Origin of the sequence: Pseudomonas sp. R32, from assembly GCF_009866705.1 — a bacterium.
GTDB lineage: Bacteria > Pseudomonadota > Gammaproteobacteria > Pseudomonadales > Pseudomonadaceae > Aquipseudomonas > Aquipseudomonas donghuensis.
The window spans coordinates 1875138-1896517 of record NZ_CP019396.1; the positions used below are offsets into that span (position 1 = coordinate 1875138).

Sequence of the window (21380 nt, forward strand, 5' to 3'; positions counted from 1 at the left end):
CAGGCACAAAAAAACGGCACCTTCACCGGTGCCGTTTCTTATCCCGCCATCAGCACTTACTTATGCAGCGCTTCGGCCGCATACAACGTGTTTTCCAGCAGGCACGCCCGGGTCATCGGCCCGACGCCACCCGGCACCGGGGTGATCCAGCCAGCGCGGGGCAGGGCGGTCTCGTAGACCACGTCGCCAACCAGCTTGCCATCGTCCTGGCGGTTGATACCGACGTCGATGACGATCGCGCCTTCCTTGATCCACTCGCCCTTGACCAGGCCCGGCTTGCCGGCGGCGACTACCACCAGGTCGGCGCGGCCGACGTGGCCGGCCAGGTCCTTGGTGAAGCGGTGGGTGACGGTCACGGTGCAACCGGCCAGCAGCAGTTCCATGGCCATCGGCCGGCCAACGATGTTGGAGGCGCCGACGACAACCGCGTTCATGCCGTACAGGTCCTGACCGGTGCTTTCCAGCAGGGTCATGATGCCTTTTGGCGTGCACGGGCGCAGCAGCGGGATACGCTGGGCCAGGCGGCCGACGTTATACGGATGGAAACCGTCGACGTCCTTGTCCGGGCGGATGCGCTCGAGCAGCAGCGAGGCGTCCAGGTGCGCCGGCAGCGGCAGCTGCAGGAGGATGCCGTCGATGTTCGGGTCATCATTAAGGCGATCGATCAGCTCGGTCAGCGCTTGCTGCGTGGTATCGCTGGGCAGGTCGAAGGCCTGGGAGATAAAGCCGACCTCTTCGCAATCCTTGCGCTTGTGCGAGACATAGACTTGAGAAGCGGGGTCGGTGCCGACCAGGATCACCGCCAGGCCAGGCGTACGCAGGCCTTGCTGGCGACGCTCCACGACACGTTGGGCGATCTGCTGGCGCAGGCTGGCGGCGATCGCCTTGCCGTCGATAAGGTGTGCAGTCATGACGCGTGATTAACCATCGAGAGGGAATAAAAAGAGCGCGCATTCTCGCATGAAGGGGGCCGAGGGCAAAGGCGCTTGGTCCGGCAATTGCCCTAAGCCCTTAAATAAAATGAATTTTTTTCAAAAAATAGTTGACGACCTTTCCGCTCGTCTATAAGATTCGTCGCACTTGTCGGGCAGAGCCTAGCACTGGTTAGCAAGGTCAGGCAGAATAAGCAGATTTATTAGCTTGTTCAGTACGGCTAAAGTTAATTTGTAATCGTAACAGAAAGCAGATTAAATATGCGCCCGTAGCTCAGCTGGATAGAGCATCCGCCTTCTAAGCGGATGGTCGCAGGTTCGAGTCCTGCCGGGTGCGCCAATAGGCAGCTTTGGCACAAGTAAAGCGATAAATGCAATATGGTGGACGTAGCTCAGTTGGTAGAGCGCAGGATTGTGATTCCTGTGGTCGTGGGTTCGATTCCCATCGTCCACCCCATATTCCAAAAGGCGCCCGATGAAAATCTGGCGCCTTTGCTTTAAAAGCTTCATGCGGACGTGGTGAAATTGGTAGACACACTGGATTTAGGTTCCAGCGGCGCAAGCTGTAAGAGTTCGAGTCTCTTCGTCCGCACCATCCAAACTTTCACCGCCCTTCGCTGAAGCGCGTGAATGTGCCAGCAGGTAGCTTTGACACAAGCCCTGCGGCAAATGCAATATGGTGGACGTAGCTCAGTTGGTAGAGCGCAGGATTGTGATTCCTGTGGTCGTGGGTTCGATTCCCATCGTCCACCCCATATTCCCGAAGGCGCCCGATGAAAATCTGGCGCCTTTGTTTTAAGCGCTTCATGCGGACGTGGTGAAATTGGTAGACACACTGGATTTAGGTTCCAGCGGCGCAAGCTGTAAGAGTTCGAGTCTCTTCGTCCGCACCATCCACGCTTTCACCGCCCTTCGCTGAAGCGCCTGAAAGCCTCGAAAAAGCCGCCTTGTGCGGCTTTTGTCGTTTCTGGGGTTTGACGGCTGCGACTTACTTTTTCGCCAAATAGAAATTAGTTTCATATAAAACTGATTTTCATTTCCCTTTTTCATTCCTTCGCGTGACCTCTCTTGCAAGATCATTTCATCTGCAAGGGAGCGCCTCGTGAAGAGCACACAGCCGGCCGCCGTTCAGCGGCTGCAGCACAACAACAAAAGCGGTGCATGGAAAGTTGCGTGCAGTGCGCTGACCGCACTGGCATTGGTGGGCGGGTGTAGCGGCGGGTCGTTGGCCTATGCAACTGAAAGGGCGGCGACCCAGCAAGCGCCGTTGCGCAAGCCTTACGACATTCCGCCAGGCCCGCTGGCACCTGCCTTGAATCAACTGGCTGGGGCTGCAGGGGTGACCCTCACCTTTGATCCGCAGCTTGGCGAAAATCGCAGCACCCAAGGCTTGAGTGGCGATTACACGCTCAAGGAAGCCTTCGACTTGTTGTTGATGGGCACCGGCCTGTGGGTCGAGCGGCTGAAGGATCGCACCTATGTGTTGCGCGTGAACGAGCGCAGCGATAGTGCCCTGGAGGTCGGGCCGACCATGGTCGGCGCTTTGGCTGAACGGCCCGGGGCGATCCAGAGCAGTCGCGAGGTGCATGCCGAGCGCCAGGACCTCAACAGCGTGGTGCGCTCGATACCGGGCACCTATACCCTGCATTCGCGCAGCCAGCCGGGGGTGTCGGTGAACATCCGCGGCCTGGCCGGGTTGGGCCGGGTCAATACCATGATCGATGGCGTCACCCAAACCTTCCGTAACAACGCCGGCCACGGTTCGGGCGGGCCGATGGCTTTTGTCGACGCCAACCTGCTGGCTGGGGTGGATGTACAGCGTGGTTCGGTGGATGGCGCCGAAGGGGCCAACACCCTGGGCGGCTCGGCGAACTTTCGTACCTTCGATATTGATGACATCGTCAAGCCGGACCACCGCGTAGGTCTGCGTACGACCTATCGCACCGGTAACAATGGCTACGGCAATACCCGCATGTTCGCCGCCGGTGCCCGTACCCGCCCCGAAGATGTCGAGGGCGTTTACGGCCTGGTCGCGGCAGTCAGCAGCACCCAGACCGGCGAGTACAAGACCACCAATGGCCAGTCCAACGAATACGACACCACCAAGCAGAGCCCGCGCTCCGGCTTGCTCAAGCTGCGCCTGCAGCCTAACGACATGCATCGCCTGGACCTGAGTGGGGTGAAGTACCGCAACGAGTTCTATCACAACTACCCCTGGCAGCTGGATAACGAGACCTATCGCGCCAAGTACGCCTATACGCCCTACAGCGAATGGCTGAACCTGACGGTCAATGCCTACCAGAACAAGACCGAGCTGGAGTATCCGCCGGTAGAAGACTCCCACTACATCGGTCGCAAGACCCGTGACGATGCCCACGGTTTCGACCTGACCAACGTCAGCCGTTTCAACCTCGGGCCGGTAGAGGCGAGCTGGAGTAATGGCGCGCGTTACTACACCGATGATTTCGTCGCCCAGACCCCGGAGAAGCGCGGGGCCAACCCCGAGGGCAAGCAGGCTACCCACAGCCTGTTCAGCACCCTGGAGTTTAACTACGACATCTATGCCCTGACCCTGGCCGGTCATTACGACGGCTACAAGGTCAGCGGTCATGTGCCCAAGTGCTCGATCATTGGCCAGTGCCGCGGTATCGACGGTGGCGGCATAGACATTACCCGCCGCGAACACAGCTTCAACCCACGGGTTGGTTTCGCCGTCAGGCCTTACGACTGGATGCAGCTCTACAGCAGCTGGTCGCGCACTTCGCGGGCGCCGCGGGTGCAGGAAATGTTCTTCGAGAAAGTGCCACTGGAGGCCGATGCCAGCGACGCCGACGGTGTCGGTGCCAACCCGTTCCTGCGCCAGGAGCGTTCGACCAACTACGAGTTCGGGGTCAATTTCAGTCGCAGCGGGCTGTTCACCGACGCCGACTACGGGCAACTGAAGATCAACCGCTTCATCAGCAAGATCGATGGCTACATCACGCCGCAGTCCTTCGACATCCTCGATGACGACGGCGAAGAGTCGGCGAAGATGAACTGGGTCAACTGGCCTGAAGAAGTGCGCATGAGCGGTTACGAGTTGGAAGGCCGCTACGACGCCGGCTTCTTCTACGCCAACCTGTCGTGGACCAAGGCCACGACCAAATCGCCGACCACCTCCGGCATCGAGCTGGAGGACATCAACAGCCAGCCGGACCGCTTCTGGACCCTCGACCTGGGTACCCGCTGGTTCGATGAGCGCCTGGTGCTGGGGGCCCGTGGTGAATACGCCGGGCCGTCGGAAACCAGTTGGGACTGGTACGAGACGAAAAAATCCAACGCCACCGGCGTGATCTGGGACCTGTATGGCAGCTACCGGGTGCAGGACAACCTGAGCCTGTTCTTCAACGTCGAGAACGTCGGCAACAAGGTCTACAACAACAGCGCCTCGGTGGACTACCTGATGTCGGCGGTGATGGACCAAGGCAACGGCCGTGGCCGCACGACCTCGTTCGGCTTCACCCTCGAATACTGACAGGACCCTTTATGTTCAAGTCTTCCTTTATAGGGATGGGGCTGGCACTGCTTGCGGGTTGCGCCAGCGTCAATGCGCCGGTGGCCGACAGTGCCTACACCCGGGTCGAATCGCACATTCCCGGATGGGGCGCGATCATCGAGCTGAGCAGTGGCAAGCAGATCTCGCCCACTCAACTGCTCGATGAGCTGGCGCCGGCCCAGACGGTGATGGTCGGCGAAGTGCACGACAACTTCGCCCATCACCTGATCGAACAATGGCTGGCCACTCACCTGGCGCAGCGTCGGCCCCAGGGCGCGGTGGTGCTGGAAATGCTCGACAGTGAGCGGCAGCGCCCGGTGAATGAAGTCCAGGCCTGGCTGGGGCAGGGCAACCAGGTGCGCAGCCAGCGGCTGAAACAGATCATCCACTGGGACGAGCGCTGGAGCTGGGAGCAGTACGGCCCCCTGATGGAGGCCCTGATGACGGCGCCGTCCACGCTGTTGGCCGGCAACCTGCCGGCCGCTGAGCGCAAGCGCTTGATGGCGGCAGCGGTACAGGACCCTGACGGCCTGTTCCCGTCACCCGGCATTGCCGCACGCCAGCGCCAGTACATCAAAGAGATGCATTGCGGGCAGATCGATGCCGTGCGCATGAACGGCCTGCTTGCCATCCAGCACGCCCGCGACCAGCGCATGGCGCAGGTGCTCGATAGCGCCGAAGCGCCCCGGCTGTTGTTCGCCGGCGTCCTGCACACGCTGAAAAGCCTGGGCGCCCCGCAGTACCTGGCGCAAGGGGCGAGTGATCCGGGGCTGAAAGTGCTGGTGATCAGCGAGCAGGGCCATAGCCTTACGACCCGGGATGCCGACTATGTCTGGCTGCTGCCAGCTGAGGATGCCGACGGTACCGCCCTGGTTGCCGACGCGGGCGGCTGCGATCAGCCCGCCCATTGAACCCTTCACTACAAGGAATTTATCCATGACTCAACTGACTGATAGCGGGTTCAAGTGCCTGGACCTGCCCGCCGTGCAAGTGGCCGCCCAACTGCATACCCTGGGCCCGGTGCGCACCCGCACACCGGCCAGCCACGCCTCGATCGAGCAACTAGGCCGTTATCCGCAGTCCGACGACATCAGCGAAGCGGGGTTGGTGATTGGCGAGGATGGCCTGGATCTGCGCTTGAACCTGCGCGCCTGGCACTGGGTCGGCATCTCGCTTGATCCTGAGGTGGGTGTCTACAGCCTCAGTGTCTTCGATCGCCACGGCAAACTGCTGCTGTGCCTGGCCTCGACGGAGCAATCGTCACTGGCCGGCTGGGCAGCGCTGTATGGACGGTGCGTCGAGAAACCGGCCGATTTCAGCGTGCAACCTTCCTTCAGCAAGCGCAATCCGCAGGTGCCCGGCCTGGTCGAAGAGTGGGCGGCGATGGCCAACGTCCATGAGCACTTTGCCTTGCTCAAGCGCCACGGCCTGACCCGCTTTGAGGGTAACGCCCTGGTGGCGCCGCAGTTCGCCCGGCAACTGGCGCAAACCAGCCCGGTCGCGGTGTTCCGGCAATTGGCCGCCAGTGCGCTGGAATTGATGCTGTTCGTCTACAGTGCCGGTAGCGTGCAGATCTTTACGGGCCGGCTGACGGGCATGAGCGAGGCGGGCGCTGAGCTGCTGTTTGATATGCCTGCCAGTGAACAGGCGGCGCCTACCGGCTTTAGAATCGCCGATGCGCCGGATGCGCAAATCTGGCGCGTCTATAAGCCTAATCAGGTCGGCGGCGTCACCAGCCTTGAGTTTTTTGACGCCGAGCAGCGTCTGATCGTCCAGGTGTTCGCCCGTCGCCCGGCGGGGCAGCCTGAGCAGTTGGCCTGGCGTGAATGGCTGGATGCTCTGGAGGCGGCGCGATGAAGCGCTTGCTCCTCGGCCTGCTGGCGGCGTGTACGGCAATGACCGTACAGGCCGAATCTGCCGACACCCTGGTGATCGGCAATGACCTGGCGGAAATCGTCGATCGCCTGGGCGGCACCTCGCGCCTGGTCGGCCGCGATGATTCCAGTCGTTATCCTGAAGCCATCGCCAACCTGCCATCGGTAGGCTACTTGCGCCAACTCTCGGCAGAAGGCGTGCTGACCCTCAAACCGCAACGGCTGCTGATCAGCGATGCCGCCCGCCCGACTAGCGTACTGCGCCAACTCGGCGGTCTCGGGCTTGAGGTCGTAAGTGTCGCCCGAGGCAAGGGTATTGGCGATATCCCGGGCAAGATCGAGCAGGTTGCACTGGCCATGAATCGCCAGGCACAGGCTCAGCCGTTGCTCGATGAGCAGCGCCAGCTAGCGGCGGCGCTGGCAACGATGCCGGCATTGAAAGGGCCAAAGGCGGTGTTCATTTTCAACCGTGCCGGCATGACGCCGTTGATCATGGGGCGTGGTACCGAAGCCCAGGCCGCGCTGGAGCAGGCCGGTATCGAAAACGGCGCTGGCTTCAATGCCTATAAGCAAGTAGCAGCGGAAGCCATGGTGGCGCTGGCACCGGACTTCGTCATTGTCAGCAAGGCCGGGCTGGCAGCATTGGGCGGTGAAGACAACCTGTGGAAGCTCGGCGGCCTGGCGCACACTCCCGCCGGACAGCATCGGCGCCTGGTGCTGGTCGATGACCAGGCGCTGCTCAACCTCGGGCCGCGCACGGTGCAGGCCATGTTGCAGTTGCGTCAGGATGCGGGAGCGCTGTTCCCATGAAGGGCGCCGGGAATGTCTCATTGCCGACCCTGGTGCTGATGCTGGCAGGGTTGTGCGCGATGCTGGCGACGTGCTCGCTGGTCGGCAGTATCGGCTTGTCGCCGCGGATTCTGCTCGGTGAGCTGCCAAGCGCGCTGGAGTGGCAGGTGTGGAGTGAAGTGCGCCTGCCTCGGTTGCTGCTGGCGGTGCTGGTGGGGTCGACCCTGGCCGCTGGCGGCACAGCCATGCAGGGCCTGTTTCGCAACCCCTTGGCCGACCCGACGCTGCTGGGCCAAGCCAGCGGCGCGGGGCTTGCGGTTTCGATCTGGGTGGTGCTGTTCAAGGGCCGCTTTGCCGGGTTGGAGCGCTATGGGCAGTTTCTCGCCGGTTTCATCGGCGCCTTGCTGGTGACCCTGGTGATTTTCCGTATCGGTCGTGGTTACAAGGGGCGTGAGTCGACCATTACCTTGCTGCTCGCGGGGTTGGTGATCAATACCCTGACGGGCGCTGTGGGCGGCATCCTTACCTACCTCGCCAGCGAAGAACAGCTGCGCCAACTGAGCCTGTGGGGGATGGGCAGCCTGAGCAGCGCCGAGTGGTCGACCCTGGCCGTGGCCTGCCTGGTCCTGCCATTGACCTTGTGGGTGTTGGCGCGTTGCGCCGCTGACCTGGACCTGTTCCAGCTGGGGGACGTGTCTGCCCACGCTGCCGGGCTGGATGGTGACCGGTTGAAGAGTCGCGTAGTCCTGGCTTCGTCGCTGGGGGTAGGCTTGTGTGTGGCCTTGAGCGGCATCATCGGTTTTATCGGCTTGCTGGTGCCACACTGCCTGCGTTTGTATTTCGGCCCGGGCCATCGTTTGCTGATTCCGGCTTCGATGCTCTGCGGCGCGATTCTGCTGCTGGTGGCCGATACCCTGGCGCGCAGCTTGACCAGCCCGGCGGAAATCCCCGTAGGCCTGGTCACCAGCATCATTGGCGGGCCGTATTTTCTCTGGTTGTTACTTGGTCGCAAGGTGCGGGAGTTCTGAGATGCTTGAACTGATCAATGTCAGCCTGGAACAGCCGTTCGCCCTGGCACCCATCAATGCGCAGATCAAGGCCGGTGAGCTGCTCGGGCTGATCGGTCCCAATGGCGCAGGTAAAAGCACGCTGCTTTCGCTGATTTCTGGTTACCTGCAGCCAGATTCCGGGCGCATCGAATTGCTGGGTCGTGAGCTGGCTGCTTACCTGCCCGGACAACTGGCGCGCAGGCGGGCCCTGGTAACCCAGCAGATGGACAGTGCCTTTGATTGGCAGGTCGATGAGTTCATTCGCCTCGGTCAGCAGCATCCCGGTGAGCCCTGCGCGGGCATTGTCGACGCCCTGGATATCCGCCATCTGCTGGGGCGCGGGGTGTTGTCCCTGTCCGGTGGCGAGCTGCAGCGGGTGACCATTGCCCGGGCCATGAACCAGCTGGCAATCAGCCCCACGATTGACGCCTGGCGTGATGGCCAGGGTTGCCTGCTGTTGCTCGACGAGCCCACCAGTGCCCTGGACATCGGCCAGCAGCAGAACCTGATGCGGGTTTTGCGCAAGCTCGCCAGCTCCGCGCAGATTGCCGTGGTGTGCGTGCTACACGACCTGAATCTGGCGGCGCGTTATTGCGATCGCCTGTGGTTGCTGGAGAGCGGCCGGCTCTGTGCCAGTGGTGCGCCAGCCCAGGTGCTCAGCGAGCAGCGTATCGCCCGGGTATTTGCCGCCCAGGTGCATGTCAGCCCGATGGGCCGGCACCAGGTGCGCATCGAGCTGGCGCCATGAAGGTGCTTAACGAGCGCTCAAGGTCACCCAGTAGCGCGAGCGTCGCTGCACCTGCAGTGGCAATGAATGGGGCAGGGCGTCGAGCACCGCATCGGTATCGGCCAGCGGATAGACGCCAGAGATACGTAGCGCGGCAACCTCGTCGCTGCAGCGCAGCAGGCCTGGCCGATAGCGGCTGAGCTGCTCGACAAAGGCATCCAGGCGCATGTTGTCGGCCATCAGCAAGCCCTTGCTCCAGGCTGGCTCGGTCTGGTTAGCGGTAGCCGGCTCGATGCGCGTCGGGGTGAAGCGGGCGCGTTGCCCCGGTGTCAGGCGCAGGGTGCTGCCCGGCGACTGCTCGGTGCGTACCTCGATCACCCCTTCGAACAGCGCGACCTGGGTCAGGCCCGGTTGCAGTTCGACGCAAAAGCGTGTCCCCAATGCCCGCACCAGGCCCTGCGGCGTTGCCACGCCAAGTGGCCGCTGGGCGGCGTCCGGCGGGTGGCCGCTGCTGATCAGCACGCGCCCGCTGCGTAACTCGATGCGGCGTTGCTGGCTATCGAACTGCACTGCTACCTCGGTGTCAGCATCCAGGGTCAGCTGGCTGCCGTCCTCCAGGGTAATGTGCTGCGGCGCGCTGGCACCGTTGCTGTAGGTCAGAGTCTGACTAGGGCGCCAGACGTTGCGGTAGGCCAGTTGCCCGGCGCAGCCGAACAGGCCGAGCAGCACCAGGGTTTTCAGCGTTTGGCGGCGACTGCTCCGCTTGCCGAGGGACAGGCTCTTGTAGCCGGCCTGCGGCTCCAGCCCGGCCATCCGGCGGCGTAGCGCTTCGATGTGCTGCCAGGCGCGTTCGTTATCCGGATGGGCGGCGCGCCAGTGTTCCAGCGCTTGCTGCTGCTCGGGGCTGAGCCGGCCTTCCATGGTTTCGGTGAGCCATTGTGCAGCTTCGCGGGTGGTGCGCGGATTGAATGGCGAGGGGCTCATGACAGGTCGGCAAAAAAGCAGTGTTGGTTGGCTCGAACCAGGTAGAGCTTCACCGAGCGGCTGCTGACCTGCAGGCGCTCAGCGATTTCGGCGATCTTCAAACCCTGCAGGTGCGACAGCAGGAACGCTTCGCGGACCTTGCCCGGCAAGGCGTCGAGCATGCGGTCGAGCAAGGCCAGTGCTTCGAGTGCCAGCACGCGGACTTCGGGTGAGGGTTCCACTGTTTCGGGCAGGCTGGCCAACGCTTGCAGATACGCCTGTTCGACCAGGCGCCGGCGATAGACATTGGCCATCAGCCGCCGCGCCACGGTCGACAGGAACGAGCGCGGCTCGCGAATGCTGAACAGGTCCTTGGAGCTGAGAATGCTCAGGAAGGTGTCCTGGGCAATGTCGGCGGCATGTTCCGGGCAGCCGATGCGGTTTCGCAGCCATCGGTGCAGCCAGCGGTGATGGTCGTTGTAGAGTGTGCTCAGGCAGGTGTTGAGCGCGGCTGGAGAGTGGCGGGTGTCCATCGGGGGCGAGATCGGCATCGGGGTTTCGGGAACGCAGTATAGCGAGACTAATTATCAAATGTTAATGATTGTTATTAGTGTCTTTGTGGTGGCTTGAAACTGACTTGCCACTTGATCGCGCATGGCTAGTGACAAGCGATCAAAAGCTGATAGATTTCAGCCGGTTGAAACAGTGGCCGGGTTTGCGGTCGCGAAAAGGAAGAGCACCATGATTTCACCCGAACGTCAGGCCATTGCCCTGCAGCGCTATCTCCAGGCCCATCCGCAGATGCGTGAGGAGATCGCCGCGCTCAGCGAGCACGAGCAGGCTCAGCAGGTCCTCTGGGCCTTCGAGGGTGCCGCGCAGGAGCAGGGGCTGGAACCCTGGGAGTTGACCTTGCAGTTGATCGCCGAGTCCCCCGGGGAGCTTGCGGCCATGCGCCTTGAGGTGCACCGCGAAGCGGCCGAGGCGCTGGGGATGGAGTGGGAAGAGTATTGCGCGTTCAACGACATCATCGAGGAGGCGCCGTAATGCGGCGACTCGGTTTTGTAGTGTTTTGACAATATTTTCTGCAGCCCCGGGGCTGGATCGTCATGCGTTCACGTGTGGGGTCCAGGCCAGGGCCTGCGTGTGTTGAGCGGCCCTCGGCGGGATTTTTGCCGGGGTCTTTGAATGAAATGGACCGGCGTGCTTTCCCGTTGTCTTGAACGGGGTGACTTCTGGCCTTTGAGCCACTAGAATGCTTGCCCTTGATTCTGGAGTCGGGTATCGCCGGCTAACGTCTGTGCAACGAGGAATATCCATGCAAGTTTCTGTTGAAAATACTTCTGCTCTCGAGCGCCGCATGACCATCGCCGTTCCGGCCGAGCGCGTCGAGACCGAAGTCAACAAGCGTCTGCAACAGACTGCCCGTCGTGCCAAGGTCCCAGGCTTCCGTCCTGGCAAAGTGCCGATGAGCGTGATCCGTCAGCGCTACGAAGACGCCGCCCGTCAGGAAGCCTTCGGCGACCTGGTACAGGCTTCCTTCTACGAAGCCGTGGTCGAGCAGAAGCTGAACCCGGCTGGCGCCCCTGCCGTCGAGCCAAAATCGTTCGAAAAGGGCAAGGACCTGGAATACGTCGCCATTTTCGAAGTGTTCCCTGAGTTCACCGTTGCCGGTTTCGACTCGATCGCCGTCGAGCGCCTGAGCGCCGAAGTGGCTGACGCCGACCTGGACAACATGCTGGAAGTGCTGCGCAAGCAGAACGTTCGTTTCGAAGCCGCCGACCGCGCTGCCCAGAACGAAGACCAGCTGAACATCGATTTCGTCGGCAAGGTCGACGGTGAAGTGTTCGCCGGTGGTTCGGCCAAGGGCACCCAGCTGGTGCTGGGTTCCGGCCGCATGATCCCGGGCTTCGAAGAAGGCCTGGTTGGCGCCAAGGCGGGTGAAGAGCGCGTTCTGAACCTGACCTTCCCTGAGGACTACCAGAACCTGGACCTGGCTGGCAAAACCGCCGAGTTCACCGTTACCGTCAACAGCGTTGCCGAGCCAAAGCTGCCTGAGCTGACCGAAGAGTTCTTCGCCCAGTTCGGCATCAAGGAAGCAACCCTGGAAGGTTTCCGCACCGAAGTTCGCAAGAACATGGAGCGTGAACTGCGTCAGGCGATCAAGACCAAGGTCAAGAACCAGGTAATGGACGGCCTGCTGGCTGCCAACCCGATCGAAGTGCCGAAAGCCCTGCTGGAAAACGAAGTGAACCGCCTGCGCGTTCAAGCCGTTCAGCAGTTCGGTGGCAACATCAAGCCTGAGCAACTGCCGGCTGAACTGTTCGAAGAGCAAGCCAAGCGCCGCGTCGTGCTGGGCCTGATCGTCGCCGAAGTGGTCAAGCAATTCGACCTCAAGCCTGACGACGCCCGCGTTCGCGAAATGATCCAGGAAATGGCCTCGGCCTACCAGGAGCCTGAGCAGGTCGTGGCTTGGTACTACAAGAACGACCAGCAGCTGAACGAAGTCCGTTCGGTTGTGCTGGAAGAACAAGTTGTGGATACTGTTCTGCAGAAAGCGACTGTGACCGACAAATCGGTCTCTTACGAAGAAGCTGTCAAGCCAGCCCAGGCACCTGCCGCTGACTGATTTCCTTCTTTCGTAGGAAAACACCACAAGCCAGCCTTCGAGCTGGCTTGTGCGTATTCAAGACATGACTATTTGGGAGTGAGTGCAGGACATGTCCCGCAATTCTTATTATCAGCAGAGCTCTGACATCCAGGCCGCAGGCGGCCTGGTCCCGATGGTTATCGAGCAATCCGCTCGTGGCGAACGCGCCTATGACATCTACTCGCGCCTTCTGAAGGAGCGGGTGATCTTCCTGGTCGGCCCGGTAGAGGACTACATGGCCAACCTGGTAGCGGCGCAGATGCTGTTCCTTGAAGCGGAAAACCCGGACAAGGATATCCATCTCTACATCAACTCGCCGGGCGGTTCGGTGACTGCCGGCATGTCGATTTACGACACCATGCAGTTCATCAAGCCGGACGTCTCGACCATCTGCATCGGCCAAGCCTGCAGCATGGGTGCTTTCCTGTTGGCTGCGGGTGCAAAAGGCAAGCGTCATTGCCTGCCGAACTCGCGGGTGATGATTCACCAGCCACTGGGCGGTTTCCAGGGGCAGGCGACGGATATCGAGATCCACGCCAAGGAAATCCTTTCCATCAAGTCGCGTCTGAACGAGTTGCTGGCCTACCACACAGGTCAAGACCTGGAGACCATCAAGCGTGACACTGAGCGCGACAATTTCATGAGCGCCGAGCGCGCAGCCGAATACGGCCTGATCGACTCGGTCTACGACAAGCGGCAACTGGCCTCCTGAATCCGGGTGCCAGAGCAGGCGGGCGCGCATTGCGCCTACCTGCGGACTTGAAAAAGCCCGCAATTGCCTTCATCTTGTGTTGCAAGCCTACCGGATTGGATCGATCGAATGACTGACACCCGTAACGGCGAGGACAACGGCAAATTGCTCTATTGCTCCTTCTGCGGCAAAAGCCAGCACGAAGTGCGCAAGTTGATTGCCGGCCCCTCGGTATTTATCTGCGACGAGTGCGTCGACCTGTGCAACGACATCATCCGTGAGGAGGTGCAGGAAGCCCAGGCCGAAAGCAGCGCGCATAAACTGCCTTCGCCGAAAGAAATCAGCACCATCCTGGACCAGTACGTCATTGGACAGGAGCGTGCGAAAAAGGTACTGGCGGTAGCGGTGTACAACCACTACAAGCGCCTGAATCAACGCGACAAGAAGAACGACGATGTCGAACTCGGCAAGAGTAACATCCTGCTGATCGGTCCGACGGGCTCGGGTAAGACCCTGCTCGCCGAAACCCTCGCGCGTCTGTTGAATGTACCGTTCACCATCGCCGACGCCACCACCCTGACCGAAGCCGGTTACGTGGGTGAAGACGTCGAGAACATCATTCAGAAACTGCTGCAGAAGTGCGACTACGACGTGGAAAAAGCCCAGATGGGCATTGTCTACATCGACGAAATCGACAAGATTTCGCGCAAGTCGGACAACCCGTCCATCACCCGTGACGTCTCGGGCGAGGGCGTGCAGCAGGCGCTGCTCAAGCTGATCGAGGGCACGGTCGCTTCGGTTCCGCCGCAAGGTGGTCGCAAGCACCCGCAGCAGGAGTTCCTGCAGGTCGATACGCGTAACATCCTGTTCATCTGTGGCGGTGCGTTCTCGGGCCTCGAAAAGGTCATTCAGGCACGCTCCACCCGCGGCGGCATCGGCTTTGGTGCCGAAGTACGCAGCAAGCAGGAAGGCAAGAAGGTTGGCGAGTCGCTGCGTGAAGTCGAGCCTGACGATCTGGTCAAGTTCGGCCTGATTCCGGAATTCGTTGGTCGTCTGCCTGTGCTGGCGACGCTCGACGAGCTGGACGAAGCTGCGCTGATGCAGATTCTGACCGAGCCGAAGAATGCCCTGACCAAGCAGTACGCCAAGCTGTTCGAAATGGAAGGCGTGGATCTGGAGTTCCGCAGCGATGCGCTCAAGTCGGTGGCTCGCAAGGCCCTGGAGCGCAAGACCGGGGCTCGTGGCCTGCGTTCGATCCTCGAAGGCATCCTGCTCGACACCATGTACGAGATTCCTTCGCAGAAGGATGTCAGCAAGGTGGTGATCGACGAGAGCGTCATCGATGGCTCCTCGCAGCCGCTGTTGATCTACGAGAACAGCGAGCCGCAAGCCAAGGCTGCACCCGACGTCTGAGTCGCCCTGCGGCTCGATTCAAGCAAGGGGCCTTCGGGCCCCTTTGCTTTTCCTGTCGCAGCGCTTGTTTTTTTGCGGGCCTGCCCCCACATTAACTCCACGCTCAAATTCCATCGGTTTCCGGCCATAAGGCCGCTGTAGAGGCGAAATCATGAAGACCACCCTCGACTTGCCTCTCCTGCCATTGCGTGATGTCGTCGTTTATCCGCATATGGTCATCCCACTGTTCGTGGGGCGCGAGAAGTCCATCGAGGCCCTTGAGGCCGCGATGACGGGCGAGAAGCAGATCCTCCTGCTGGCCCAGAAGAACCCCGCTGACGACGATCCAGGCGAAGACGCCCTGTACCGCGTCGGTACCATTGCCACCGTCCTGCAACTGCTGAAACTGCCCGATGGCACCGTCAAGGTGCTGGTCGAAGGTGAGCAGCGCGGTGCCGTTGAGCGTTTCAACGAAGTCGACGGGCACATTCGTGCCGAGGTTTCGCTGATCGACGAGTCCCAGGCTGCCGAACGCGAGTCTGAAGTCTTCGTCCGTAGCTTGCTGTCACAATTTGAACAATATGTTCAGCTGGGCAAGAAAGTACCGGCTGAAGTCCTGTCGTCGCTCAACAGCATCGACGAGCCTGGGCGCCTGGTCGACACCATGGCAGCGCATATGGCGCTGAAGATCGAGCAGAAGCAGGAAATCCTCGAAATCCTCGACCTTTCGGCCCGTGTTGAACACGTGCTGGCGCTGCTGGATGCCGAGATCGACCTGCTGCAGGTCGAGAAGCGTATCCGTGGCCGGGTCAAGAAACAGATGGAGCGCAGCCAGCGCGAGTACTACCTGAATGAGCAGATGAAGGCCATTCAGAAAGAGCTCGGCGACAGCGAAGAAGGTCACAACGAAGTCGAAGAGCTGAAAAAGCGCCTCGACGCCGCCGGCCTGCCCAAGGATGCCTATGCCAAGGCCCAGGCCGAGCTGAACAAGCTCAAGCAGATGTCACCGATGTCGGCTGAGGCCACTGTCGTGCGTTCCTACCTCGACTGGCTGGTGCAGGTGCCGTGGAAGGCCCAGAGCAAGGTGCGCCTGGACCTGGCCAAGGCCGAGGAAATCCTCGACGCCGACCACTACGGGCTGGAAGAGGTCAAGGAGCGCATCCTTGAGTACCTCGCCGTGCAGAAGCGGGTGAAAAAGATCCGTGGCCCGGTGTTGTGCCTGGTGGGCCCGCCGGGTGTGGGTAAAACCTCCCTGGCCGAGTCGATCGCCAGCGCCACCAACCGCAAGTTCGTGCGCATGGCCCTGGGCGGCGTGCGTGATGAAGCCGAGATTCGCGGCCACCGCCGTACCTACATCGGTTCGATGCCCGGTCGTCTGATTCAGAAAATGACCAAGGTTGGCGTGCGCAACCCGCTGTTCCTGCTCGACGAAATCGACAAGATGGGCAGCGACATGCGTGGCGACCCGGCCTCGGCGCTGCTGGAAGTGCTCGACCCCGAGCAGAACCACAACTTCAACGATCACTACCTGGAAGTCGACTACGACCTCTCGGACGTGATGTTCCTCTGCACCTCCAACTCGATGAACATTCCGCCAGCCCTGCTGGACCGGATGGAAGTCATCCGTCTGCCGGGTTACACCGAAGACGAGAAGATCAACATCGCGGTCAAGTACCTGTCGCCCAAGCAGATCAAGGCCAACGGCCTGAAGAAGGGCGAGCTGGAGGTCGATGTCACGGCCATTCGCGACATCATTCGCTATTACACCCGCGAAGCCGGTGTGCGGGGCCTGGAGCGCCAGATCGCGAAAATCTGCCGCAAGGTGGTTAAAGAGCACGCCGGCCTCAAGCAGGTGGCGGTGAAGGTCACGGGCGAGCAGCTCGAGCACTACCTTGGCGTGCGCAAGTACCGCTACGGTCTGGCCGAGCAGCAGGATCAGGTCGGTCAGGTCACTGGCCTGGCCTGGACCCAGGTGGGCGGCGAATTGCTGACCATCGAAGCGGCAGTTATCCCGGGCAAGGGCCAACTGATCAAGACCGGTTCGCTCGGTGATGTCATGGTCGAATCGATCACCGCCGCGCAAACCGTGGTGCGCAGCCGGGCGCGGAGCCTGGGTATTCCTGCCGACTTCCACGAGAAGCGCGACACCCATATCCACATGCCCGAAGGTGCCACGCCCAAGGACGGTCCAAGCGCCGGTATCGGCATGTGCACCGCCCTGGTCTCGGCCCTGACCCAGATTCCGGTGCGTGCCGATGTGGCCATGACCGGTGAGATCACCCTGCGTGGCCAGGTGCTGGCGATTGGTGGTTTGAAGGAAAAACTACTGGCCGCTCACCGTGGTGGAATCAAGACGGTGATCATTCCGGAAGAGAATGTGCGCGATTTGAAGGAAATTCCTGAGAATATTAAGCAGGATCTGCAGATTAAACCGGTCAAATGGATTGACGAAGTCCTCCAAATTGCGCTGCAATACGCCCCGGAGCCCTTGCCCGATGTGGCTCCGGAGATTGTCGCCAAGGATGAAAAGCGCGACAGCGATTCCAAGGAAAGAATCAGCACGCATTAGTACGTATTTGGCTGGGGGGCTTTCTTGACAGTATTTTCAGGCCCTTGTTATAAAGCGGCACTTAAGTGTCAACAGGCCACCCAGCGCTCGTTTAGCTTTTCATTACATACTTAGAAACAAACTCAATAGAGATATAAGGGGACTTAGAGTGAACAAGTCGGAACTGATTGACGCTATCGCCGCATCTGCTGATATTTCGAAAGCTAGCGCTGGCAAAGCGCTGGACGCAGTAATCGAATCCGTCACCGGCGCCCTGAAGGCAGGTGACTCCGTGGTACTGGTAGGTTTCGGTACCTTCTCCGTCACCGACCGTCCAGCGCGCACCGGCCGCAACCCGCAAACCGGCAAGACCCTGGAAATCCCTGCCGCCAAGAAGCCTGGCTTCAAGGCTGGCAAGGCTCTGAAAGAAGCCGTCAACTAAGTCGCTTCCTTCAGGCACACGCCTAACCGAGCCCGGTTCATGCCTGGCCCGGCTGCCGAGCGTCGGGAGGCCTGATACCAGGTTCCCGGCGCTCGGCCAGTTACGAGAAGGCGCATCCTCGGATGCGCCTTTCTTCTATCAGGACTCTACCCACGCTCCACGGTTGGTTCATTCAGTACAACCGTTTCTGGGGGACGCATGCTGCAGAATATCAGGGACAATTCACAAGGTTGGATTGCCAAGACCATCATCGGTGTCATCGTAGCCTTGATGGCACTGACCGGCTTCGATGCCATCTTCCAGGCCACCACCAACAGCCAGGACGCTGCCAAGGTCAATGGCGACACGATCAGCCAGAACGAGCTGAGCCAGGCCGTCGACATGCAACGTCGGCAGCTGATGCAACAGCTGGGCAAGGATTTCGATCCGGCCATGCTCAACGAGCAAATGCTGCGTGAAGCCGCGCTCAAGGGGCTGATCGATCGCAAGTTGTTGCTCCAGGGCGCCGAAGACGCCAAGTTCGCTTTCTCCGAGGCGGCCCTCGACCAATTGATCCTGCAAACGCCTGAATTCCAGGAAGATGGCAAGTTCAGCGCCGAGCGCTTCGACCAGGTCATTCGCCAGATGGGCTACGGCCGTCTGCAATTCCGCGAAATGCTGGCCCAGGAAATGCTCATCGGCCAACTGCGCACCGGCCTTGCCGGCAGCGGTTTTGTCACCGACGACCAGGTCAACGCTTTCGCCCGTCTGGAAAAACAGACCCGTGATTTCGCTTCGCTGACCTTCAAGGCCGACCCGGCCGCGGTCAAGGTTACCGACGAGCAGATCAAGGCGCACTACGACCAACACGCCAAGGAATTCATGAGCCCCGATCAGGTCGTCATCGACTACATCGAGCTGAAGAAGTCCGCGTTCTTCGACCAGGTTGAAGTCAACCAGGACGAGCTCAAGGCGCTGTACGAGAAAGAAATCGCCAACCTCGCCGAGCAGCGTCATGCCGCGCATATCCTTGTCGAAATCAACGACAAGGTGAACGAGGGGCAGGCCAAGGCCAAGATCGAAGAGATCCAGGCGCGTCTGGCCAAGGGCGAAGACTTTGCCACCCTGGCCAAGGAATTCTCCCAGGACCCGGGCTCGGCCAACAACGGCGGTGACCTCGGCTATGCCGGGCAGGGCGTCTATGATCCGGCCTTCGAAGAGGCGCTGTACGCGCTGAACAAGGACCAGGTCTCGGGGCCGGTGCGTACCGAGTACGGTTTCCACCTGATCAAGCTGCTCGGTGTCCAGGCGCCGGAAGTACCAAGCTTCGACAGCCTGAAAGACAAGCTGACCCGCGAGCTCAAGGCCCAGCAGGTCGAACAGCGCTTTGTCGAAGTGACCAAGCAACTGGAAGACTCGGCGTTCGAAGCCTCCGACCTGGCCCAACCGGCTCAGGAGCTGGGCCTGAAGGTGCAGACTTCGCCGGCGTTCGGTCGTGAAGGCGGCGAAGGCATCACTGCCAACCGTGCGGTGATCCAGGCGGCATTCAGCACCGAAGTGCTGGAAGAAGGCTCCAACAGCACGGCGATCGAGCTGGATCCGGAAACCATCGTGGTGCTGCGCGTCAAGGAACACCGCAAGCCTGAGCAACTGGGCCTTGAAGTGGTCTCCGAGAGCATCCGCAAGCACCTGGCCAAAGAGCAGGCGACTGCTGCCCTGAAGACCAAGGCCGATGCCCTGATCGCCGGTCTGCGTGATGGCAAGATTGCCCTGGCGGCCAGCCAGGACGGTCAGGCCTGGAAAGTCCAGGAAGCGGTTTCGCGCAGCCAGGAAGGTATCGACCCGGTCGAGCTGCAGGCGCTGTTCCGCATGAGCAAGCCAGAAGCCAAGGACAAGCCGGTGTACGCCAGCGTTACCCTGGCTGACGGTAGCCTGGTGGTACTGCGCCTGAACGGCGTCAACGAAGGCGCTGCGGCCACTGAAGAAGAGAAAGCGACCTACCGCCGCTTCCTCGCTTCGCGCGCCGGCCAGCAGGACTTCGCGGCGTACCGCAAGCAGCTGGAAGCCAAAGCGGATATCACTCGCTACTGAGTACTGGATGCTTAAAACAGAAAAGGCCGCTTACGCGGCCTTTTTTGTTTTCATCGCGGGGCAAGCCCGCTCCCATCGGTTTGTAGGAGCGGGCTTGCCCCGCGAAGAGGCTACTGAACGGCAGCTGGCGCCAGAAACGCCGCCTCCAGCAACTGCCGTGTATACGCATGCTGCGGGTCGGCAAAGATATCCGCCGCCACCCCTTGCTCCACCACCTGGCCCTGCTTGACCACCATCAACTGATGGCTGAGCGCTTTGACCACCGCCAGGTCGTGGCTGATGAACAGGTAGGTGAGGTTGTACTTGCTCTGCAATGAGCGCAGCAGTTCCACCACCTGGCGCTGCACGGTACGGTCCAGTGCCGAGGTCGGCTCGTCGAGCAGGATCAGGGCCGGCTTGAGCACCAGCGCCCGGGCGATGGCGATGCGCTGGCGCTGACCGCCGGAGAACTCGTGCGGATAACGATGCCGCGCCTGCGGATCGAGCCCCACCTCATGCAAGGCGGCAATGATTGCCTGCTCCTGTTCGGCGGCGCTGCCCATGCGGTGGATGCGCAGGCCTTCGCCGACGATATCGCTGACGCACATGCGCGGGCTGAGGCTGCCGAACGGGTCCTGGAAGACCACCTGCATCTGCCGACGCAATGGCCGCACCTGCTGCTGGGTCAGGTTCTCCAGGGCCGTGCCCTGAAAGCGGATGCTGCCCTGGCTGCCAAGCAGGCGCAGGATCGCCAGGCCCAGGGTCGACTTGCCCGAACCGCTTTCGCCGACGATACCCAGGGTCTGGCCCTGGGGCAGGCTGAAGTTGATGCCGTCCACGGCCTTGACGTAATCGACGGTGCGCCGCAGCAGGCCCTTCTTGATCGGGAACCACACGCGCAGGTCCTCGACCTGCAGCATCGGGGCGCCGGGCGGGTTGCCGGCCGGCCCGCCGCTGGGTTCGGCACCGAGAAGCATCTGCGTGTAGGGGTGTTTGGGGTTGCGGAACAGTTCTTCGCAATCGGCCTGCTCGACGATCTGGCCCTTTTGCATCACGCAGACCCGATGGGCGATGCGCTTGACCAGGTTGAGGTCGTGACTGATCAGCAGCAGGGCCATGCCCAGGCGCGCCTGCAACGATTTGAGCAGTTCGAGGATTTTCAGCTGCACGGTGACGTCCAGCGCGGTGGTCGGCTCGTCGGCGATCAGCAGGTCCGGCTCGTTGGCCAGGGCCATGGCAATCATCACACGCTGCCTCTGGCCGCCTGAGAGCTCGTGTGGCAGCGCCTTGAGGCGTTTGTGTGGCTCGGGTATGCCGACCATCGCCAGCAGCTCCAGGGTGCGCTCGGTGGCCGCCTTGCCGCGCAGGCCCTTGTGCAGCAGGAGGATCTCGTTGATCTGCTTCTCGATGTTGTGCAACGGGTTGAGCGAGGTCATCGGCTCCTGGAAGATCATCGCGACACGGTTGCCGCGGATGCGCCGCATCTGTTTTTCGTCGAGGGTCAGCAGGTCGCGCCCCTCGAACAGGATGCTGCCGCTAGGGTGGCGGGCCAGCGGGTAGGGCAGCAGGCGCAGGATCGAGTGCGCCGTCACCGACTTGCCCGACCCGCTTTCGCCGACCAGGGCCAGGGTTTCGCCGCGGCGGATGTCGAAACTGACCCCTTCGACCACCCGCTGGCATTGATCGCCGGTGACGAACTCGACGGCCAGGTCGCGGACTTCGATCAAGGTTTGCTTGCTCAT

General features: G+C 61.3%; 17 protein-coding genes and 5 tRNA genes. 18 read left to right on the forward strand and 4 right to left on the reverse strand.

Annotated features, from left to right (window positions below):
- Positions 1-56: 56 nt before the first annotated feature.
- A complete protein-coding gene (gene folD / locus PspR32_RS08580; RefSeq protein ID WP_010224606.1) occupies positions 57-911 on the reverse strand; it encodes a bifunctional methylenetetrahydrofolate dehydrogenase/methenyltetrahydrofolate cyclohydrolase FolD in 855 nt (284 codons plus the stop codon).
- A 284-nt stretch (positions 912-1195) separates the two neighbouring features.
- On the opposite strand from folD, the gene PspR32_RS08585 reads away from it, so the two are divergent.
- From PspR32_RS08585 to PspR32_RS08635, 11 genes are all read left to right on the forward strand, one after another.
- Positions 1196-1272: transfer RNA gene (locus PspR32_RS08585), tRNA-Arg, on the forward strand.
- A 41-nt stretch (positions 1273-1313) separates the two neighbouring features.
- A tRNA-His gene (locus PspR32_RS08590) sits at positions 1314-1389 on the forward strand.
- 53 nt (positions 1390-1442) lie between these two features.
- Positions 1443-1527, forward strand: a tRNA-Leu gene (locus tag PspR32_RS08595).
- Positions 1528-1611: 84 nt separating this feature from the next.
- A tRNA-His gene (locus PspR32_RS08600) sits at positions 1612-1687 on the forward strand.
- A gap of 53 nt (positions 1688-1740) precedes the next feature.
- Positions 1741-1825: transfer RNA gene (locus tag PspR32_RS08605), tRNA-Leu, on the forward strand.
- 209 nt (positions 1826-2034) lie between these two features.
- Positions 2035-4446 carry a TonB-dependent receptor gene (locus tag PspR32_RS08610; protein ID WP_100782962.1) on the forward strand — a complete coding sequence of 804 codons (2412 nt, stop codon included), beginning with the start codon at positions 2035-2037 and terminating at the stop codon, positions 4444-4446.
- 11 nt (positions 4447-4457) lie between these two features.
- Positions 4458-5378, forward strand: coding sequence for a ChaN family lipoprotein (locus PspR32_RS08615; protein WP_081492825.1), 921 nt, complete (start codon positions 4458-4460; stop codon positions 5376-5378).
- A 25-nt stretch (positions 5379-5403) separates the two neighbouring features.
- Positions 5404-6324, forward strand: coding sequence for a ChuX/HutX family heme-like substrate-binding protein (locus PspR32_RS08620; RefSeq protein WP_159388317.1), 921 nt, complete (start codon positions 5404-5406; stop codon positions 6322-6324).
- On the forward strand, positions 6321-7151 hold the full coding sequence (locus PspR32_RS08625) for a heme/hemin ABC transporter substrate-binding protein (RefSeq protein WP_036994423.1): 831 nt from the start codon (positions 6321-6323) through the stop codon (positions 7149-7151). Before PspR32_RS08620 ends, PspR32_RS08625 begins: the two co-directional genes overlap by 4 nt.
- A complete protein-coding gene (locus PspR32_RS08630) occupies positions 7148-8158 on the forward strand; it encodes a FecCD family ABC transporter permease (RefSeq protein ID WP_036994424.1) in 1011 nt (336 codons plus the stop codon). The genes PspR32_RS08625 and PspR32_RS08630 overlap by 4 nt, the downstream gene beginning before the upstream one ends.
- Position 8159: 1 nt before the next feature.
- Positions 8160-8927 (forward strand): ATP-binding cassette domain-containing protein, encoded by a 768-nt coding sequence (locus PspR32_RS08635; RefSeq protein ID WP_159388318.1) that lies wholly within the window; start codon positions 8160-8162, stop codon positions 8925-8927.
- Between the two features lie 6 nt (positions 8928-8933).
- On the opposite strand, the gene PspR32_RS08640 is transcribed toward PspR32_RS08635, so the two are convergent.
- Positions 8934-9890 (reverse strand): FecR domain-containing protein, encoded by a 957-nt coding sequence (locus PspR32_RS08640; protein WP_036994428.1) that lies wholly within the window; start codon positions 9888-9890, stop codon positions 8934-8936.
- Positions 9887-10420, reverse strand: coding sequence for a sigma-70 family RNA polymerase sigma factor (locus PspR32_RS08645; protein WP_269467559.1), 534 nt, complete (start codon positions 10418-10420; stop codon positions 9887-9889). The genes PspR32_RS08640 and PspR32_RS08645 overlap by 4 nt, the downstream gene beginning before the upstream one ends.
- 190 nt (positions 10421-10610) lie before the next feature.
- Between PspR32_RS08645 and PspR32_RS08650 the strand changes: the two genes are divergently transcribed.
- The 7 genes from PspR32_RS08650 to PspR32_RS08680 all read left to right on the forward strand — a co-directional run bounded on the left by PspR32_RS08650 (position 10611) and on the right by PspR32_RS08680 (position 19659).
- Positions 10611-10913: a DUF6388 family protein gene (locus PspR32_RS08650; RefSeq protein ID WP_159388319.1), complete on the forward strand. Its 303-nt coding sequence runs from the start codon at positions 10611-10613 to the stop codon at positions 10911-10913.
- Positions 10914-11184: 271 nt separating this feature from the next.
- Positions 11185-12495: a trigger factor gene (gene tig, locus PspR32_RS08655; RefSeq protein WP_010224371.1), complete on the forward strand. Its 1311-nt coding sequence runs from the start codon at positions 11185-11187 to the stop codon at positions 12493-12495.
- 91 nt (positions 12496-12586) lie between these two features.
- Positions 12587-13228 carry an ATP-dependent Clp endopeptidase proteolytic subunit ClpP gene (gene clpP / locus PspR32_RS08660; protein ID WP_010224369.1) on the forward strand — a complete coding sequence of 214 codons (642 nt, stop codon included), beginning with the start codon at positions 12587-12589 and terminating at the stop codon, positions 13226-13228.
- A 108-nt stretch (positions 13229-13336) separates the two neighbouring features.
- Positions 13337-14620 carry an ATP-dependent Clp protease ATP-binding subunit ClpX gene (gene clpX / locus PspR32_RS08665; protein ID WP_010224368.1) on the forward strand — a complete coding sequence of 428 codons (1284 nt, stop codon included), beginning with the start codon at positions 13337-13339 and terminating at the stop codon, positions 14618-14620.
- 151 nt (positions 14621-14771) lie between these two features.
- Positions 14772-17168 (forward strand): endopeptidase La, encoded by a 2397-nt coding sequence (gene lon, locus PspR32_RS08670; protein WP_010224367.1) that lies wholly within the window; start codon positions 14772-14774, stop codon positions 17166-17168.
- Positions 17169-17316: 148 nt separating this feature from the next.
- Positions 17317-17589 carry an HU family DNA-binding protein gene (locus PspR32_RS08675; protein WP_010224366.1) on the forward strand — a complete coding sequence of 91 codons (273 nt, stop codon included), beginning with the start codon at positions 17317-17319 and terminating at the stop codon, positions 17587-17589.
- A 198-nt stretch (positions 17590-17787) separates the two neighbouring features.
- The gene (locus PspR32_RS08680; RefSeq protein ID WP_159388320.1) at positions 17788-19659 is read left to right on the forward strand and encodes a SurA N-terminal domain-containing protein; all 1872 of its coding nucleotides are present in this window, start codon (positions 17788-17790) and stop codon (positions 19657-19659) included.
- A 110-nt stretch (positions 19660-19769) separates the two neighbouring features.
- On the opposite strand, the gene PspR32_RS08685 is transcribed toward PspR32_RS08680, so the two are convergent.
- Entirely contained in the window at positions 19770-21380 is a 1611-nt protein-coding gene (locus PspR32_RS08685) for an ABC transporter ATP-binding protein (protein ID WP_010224363.1), read from the reverse strand.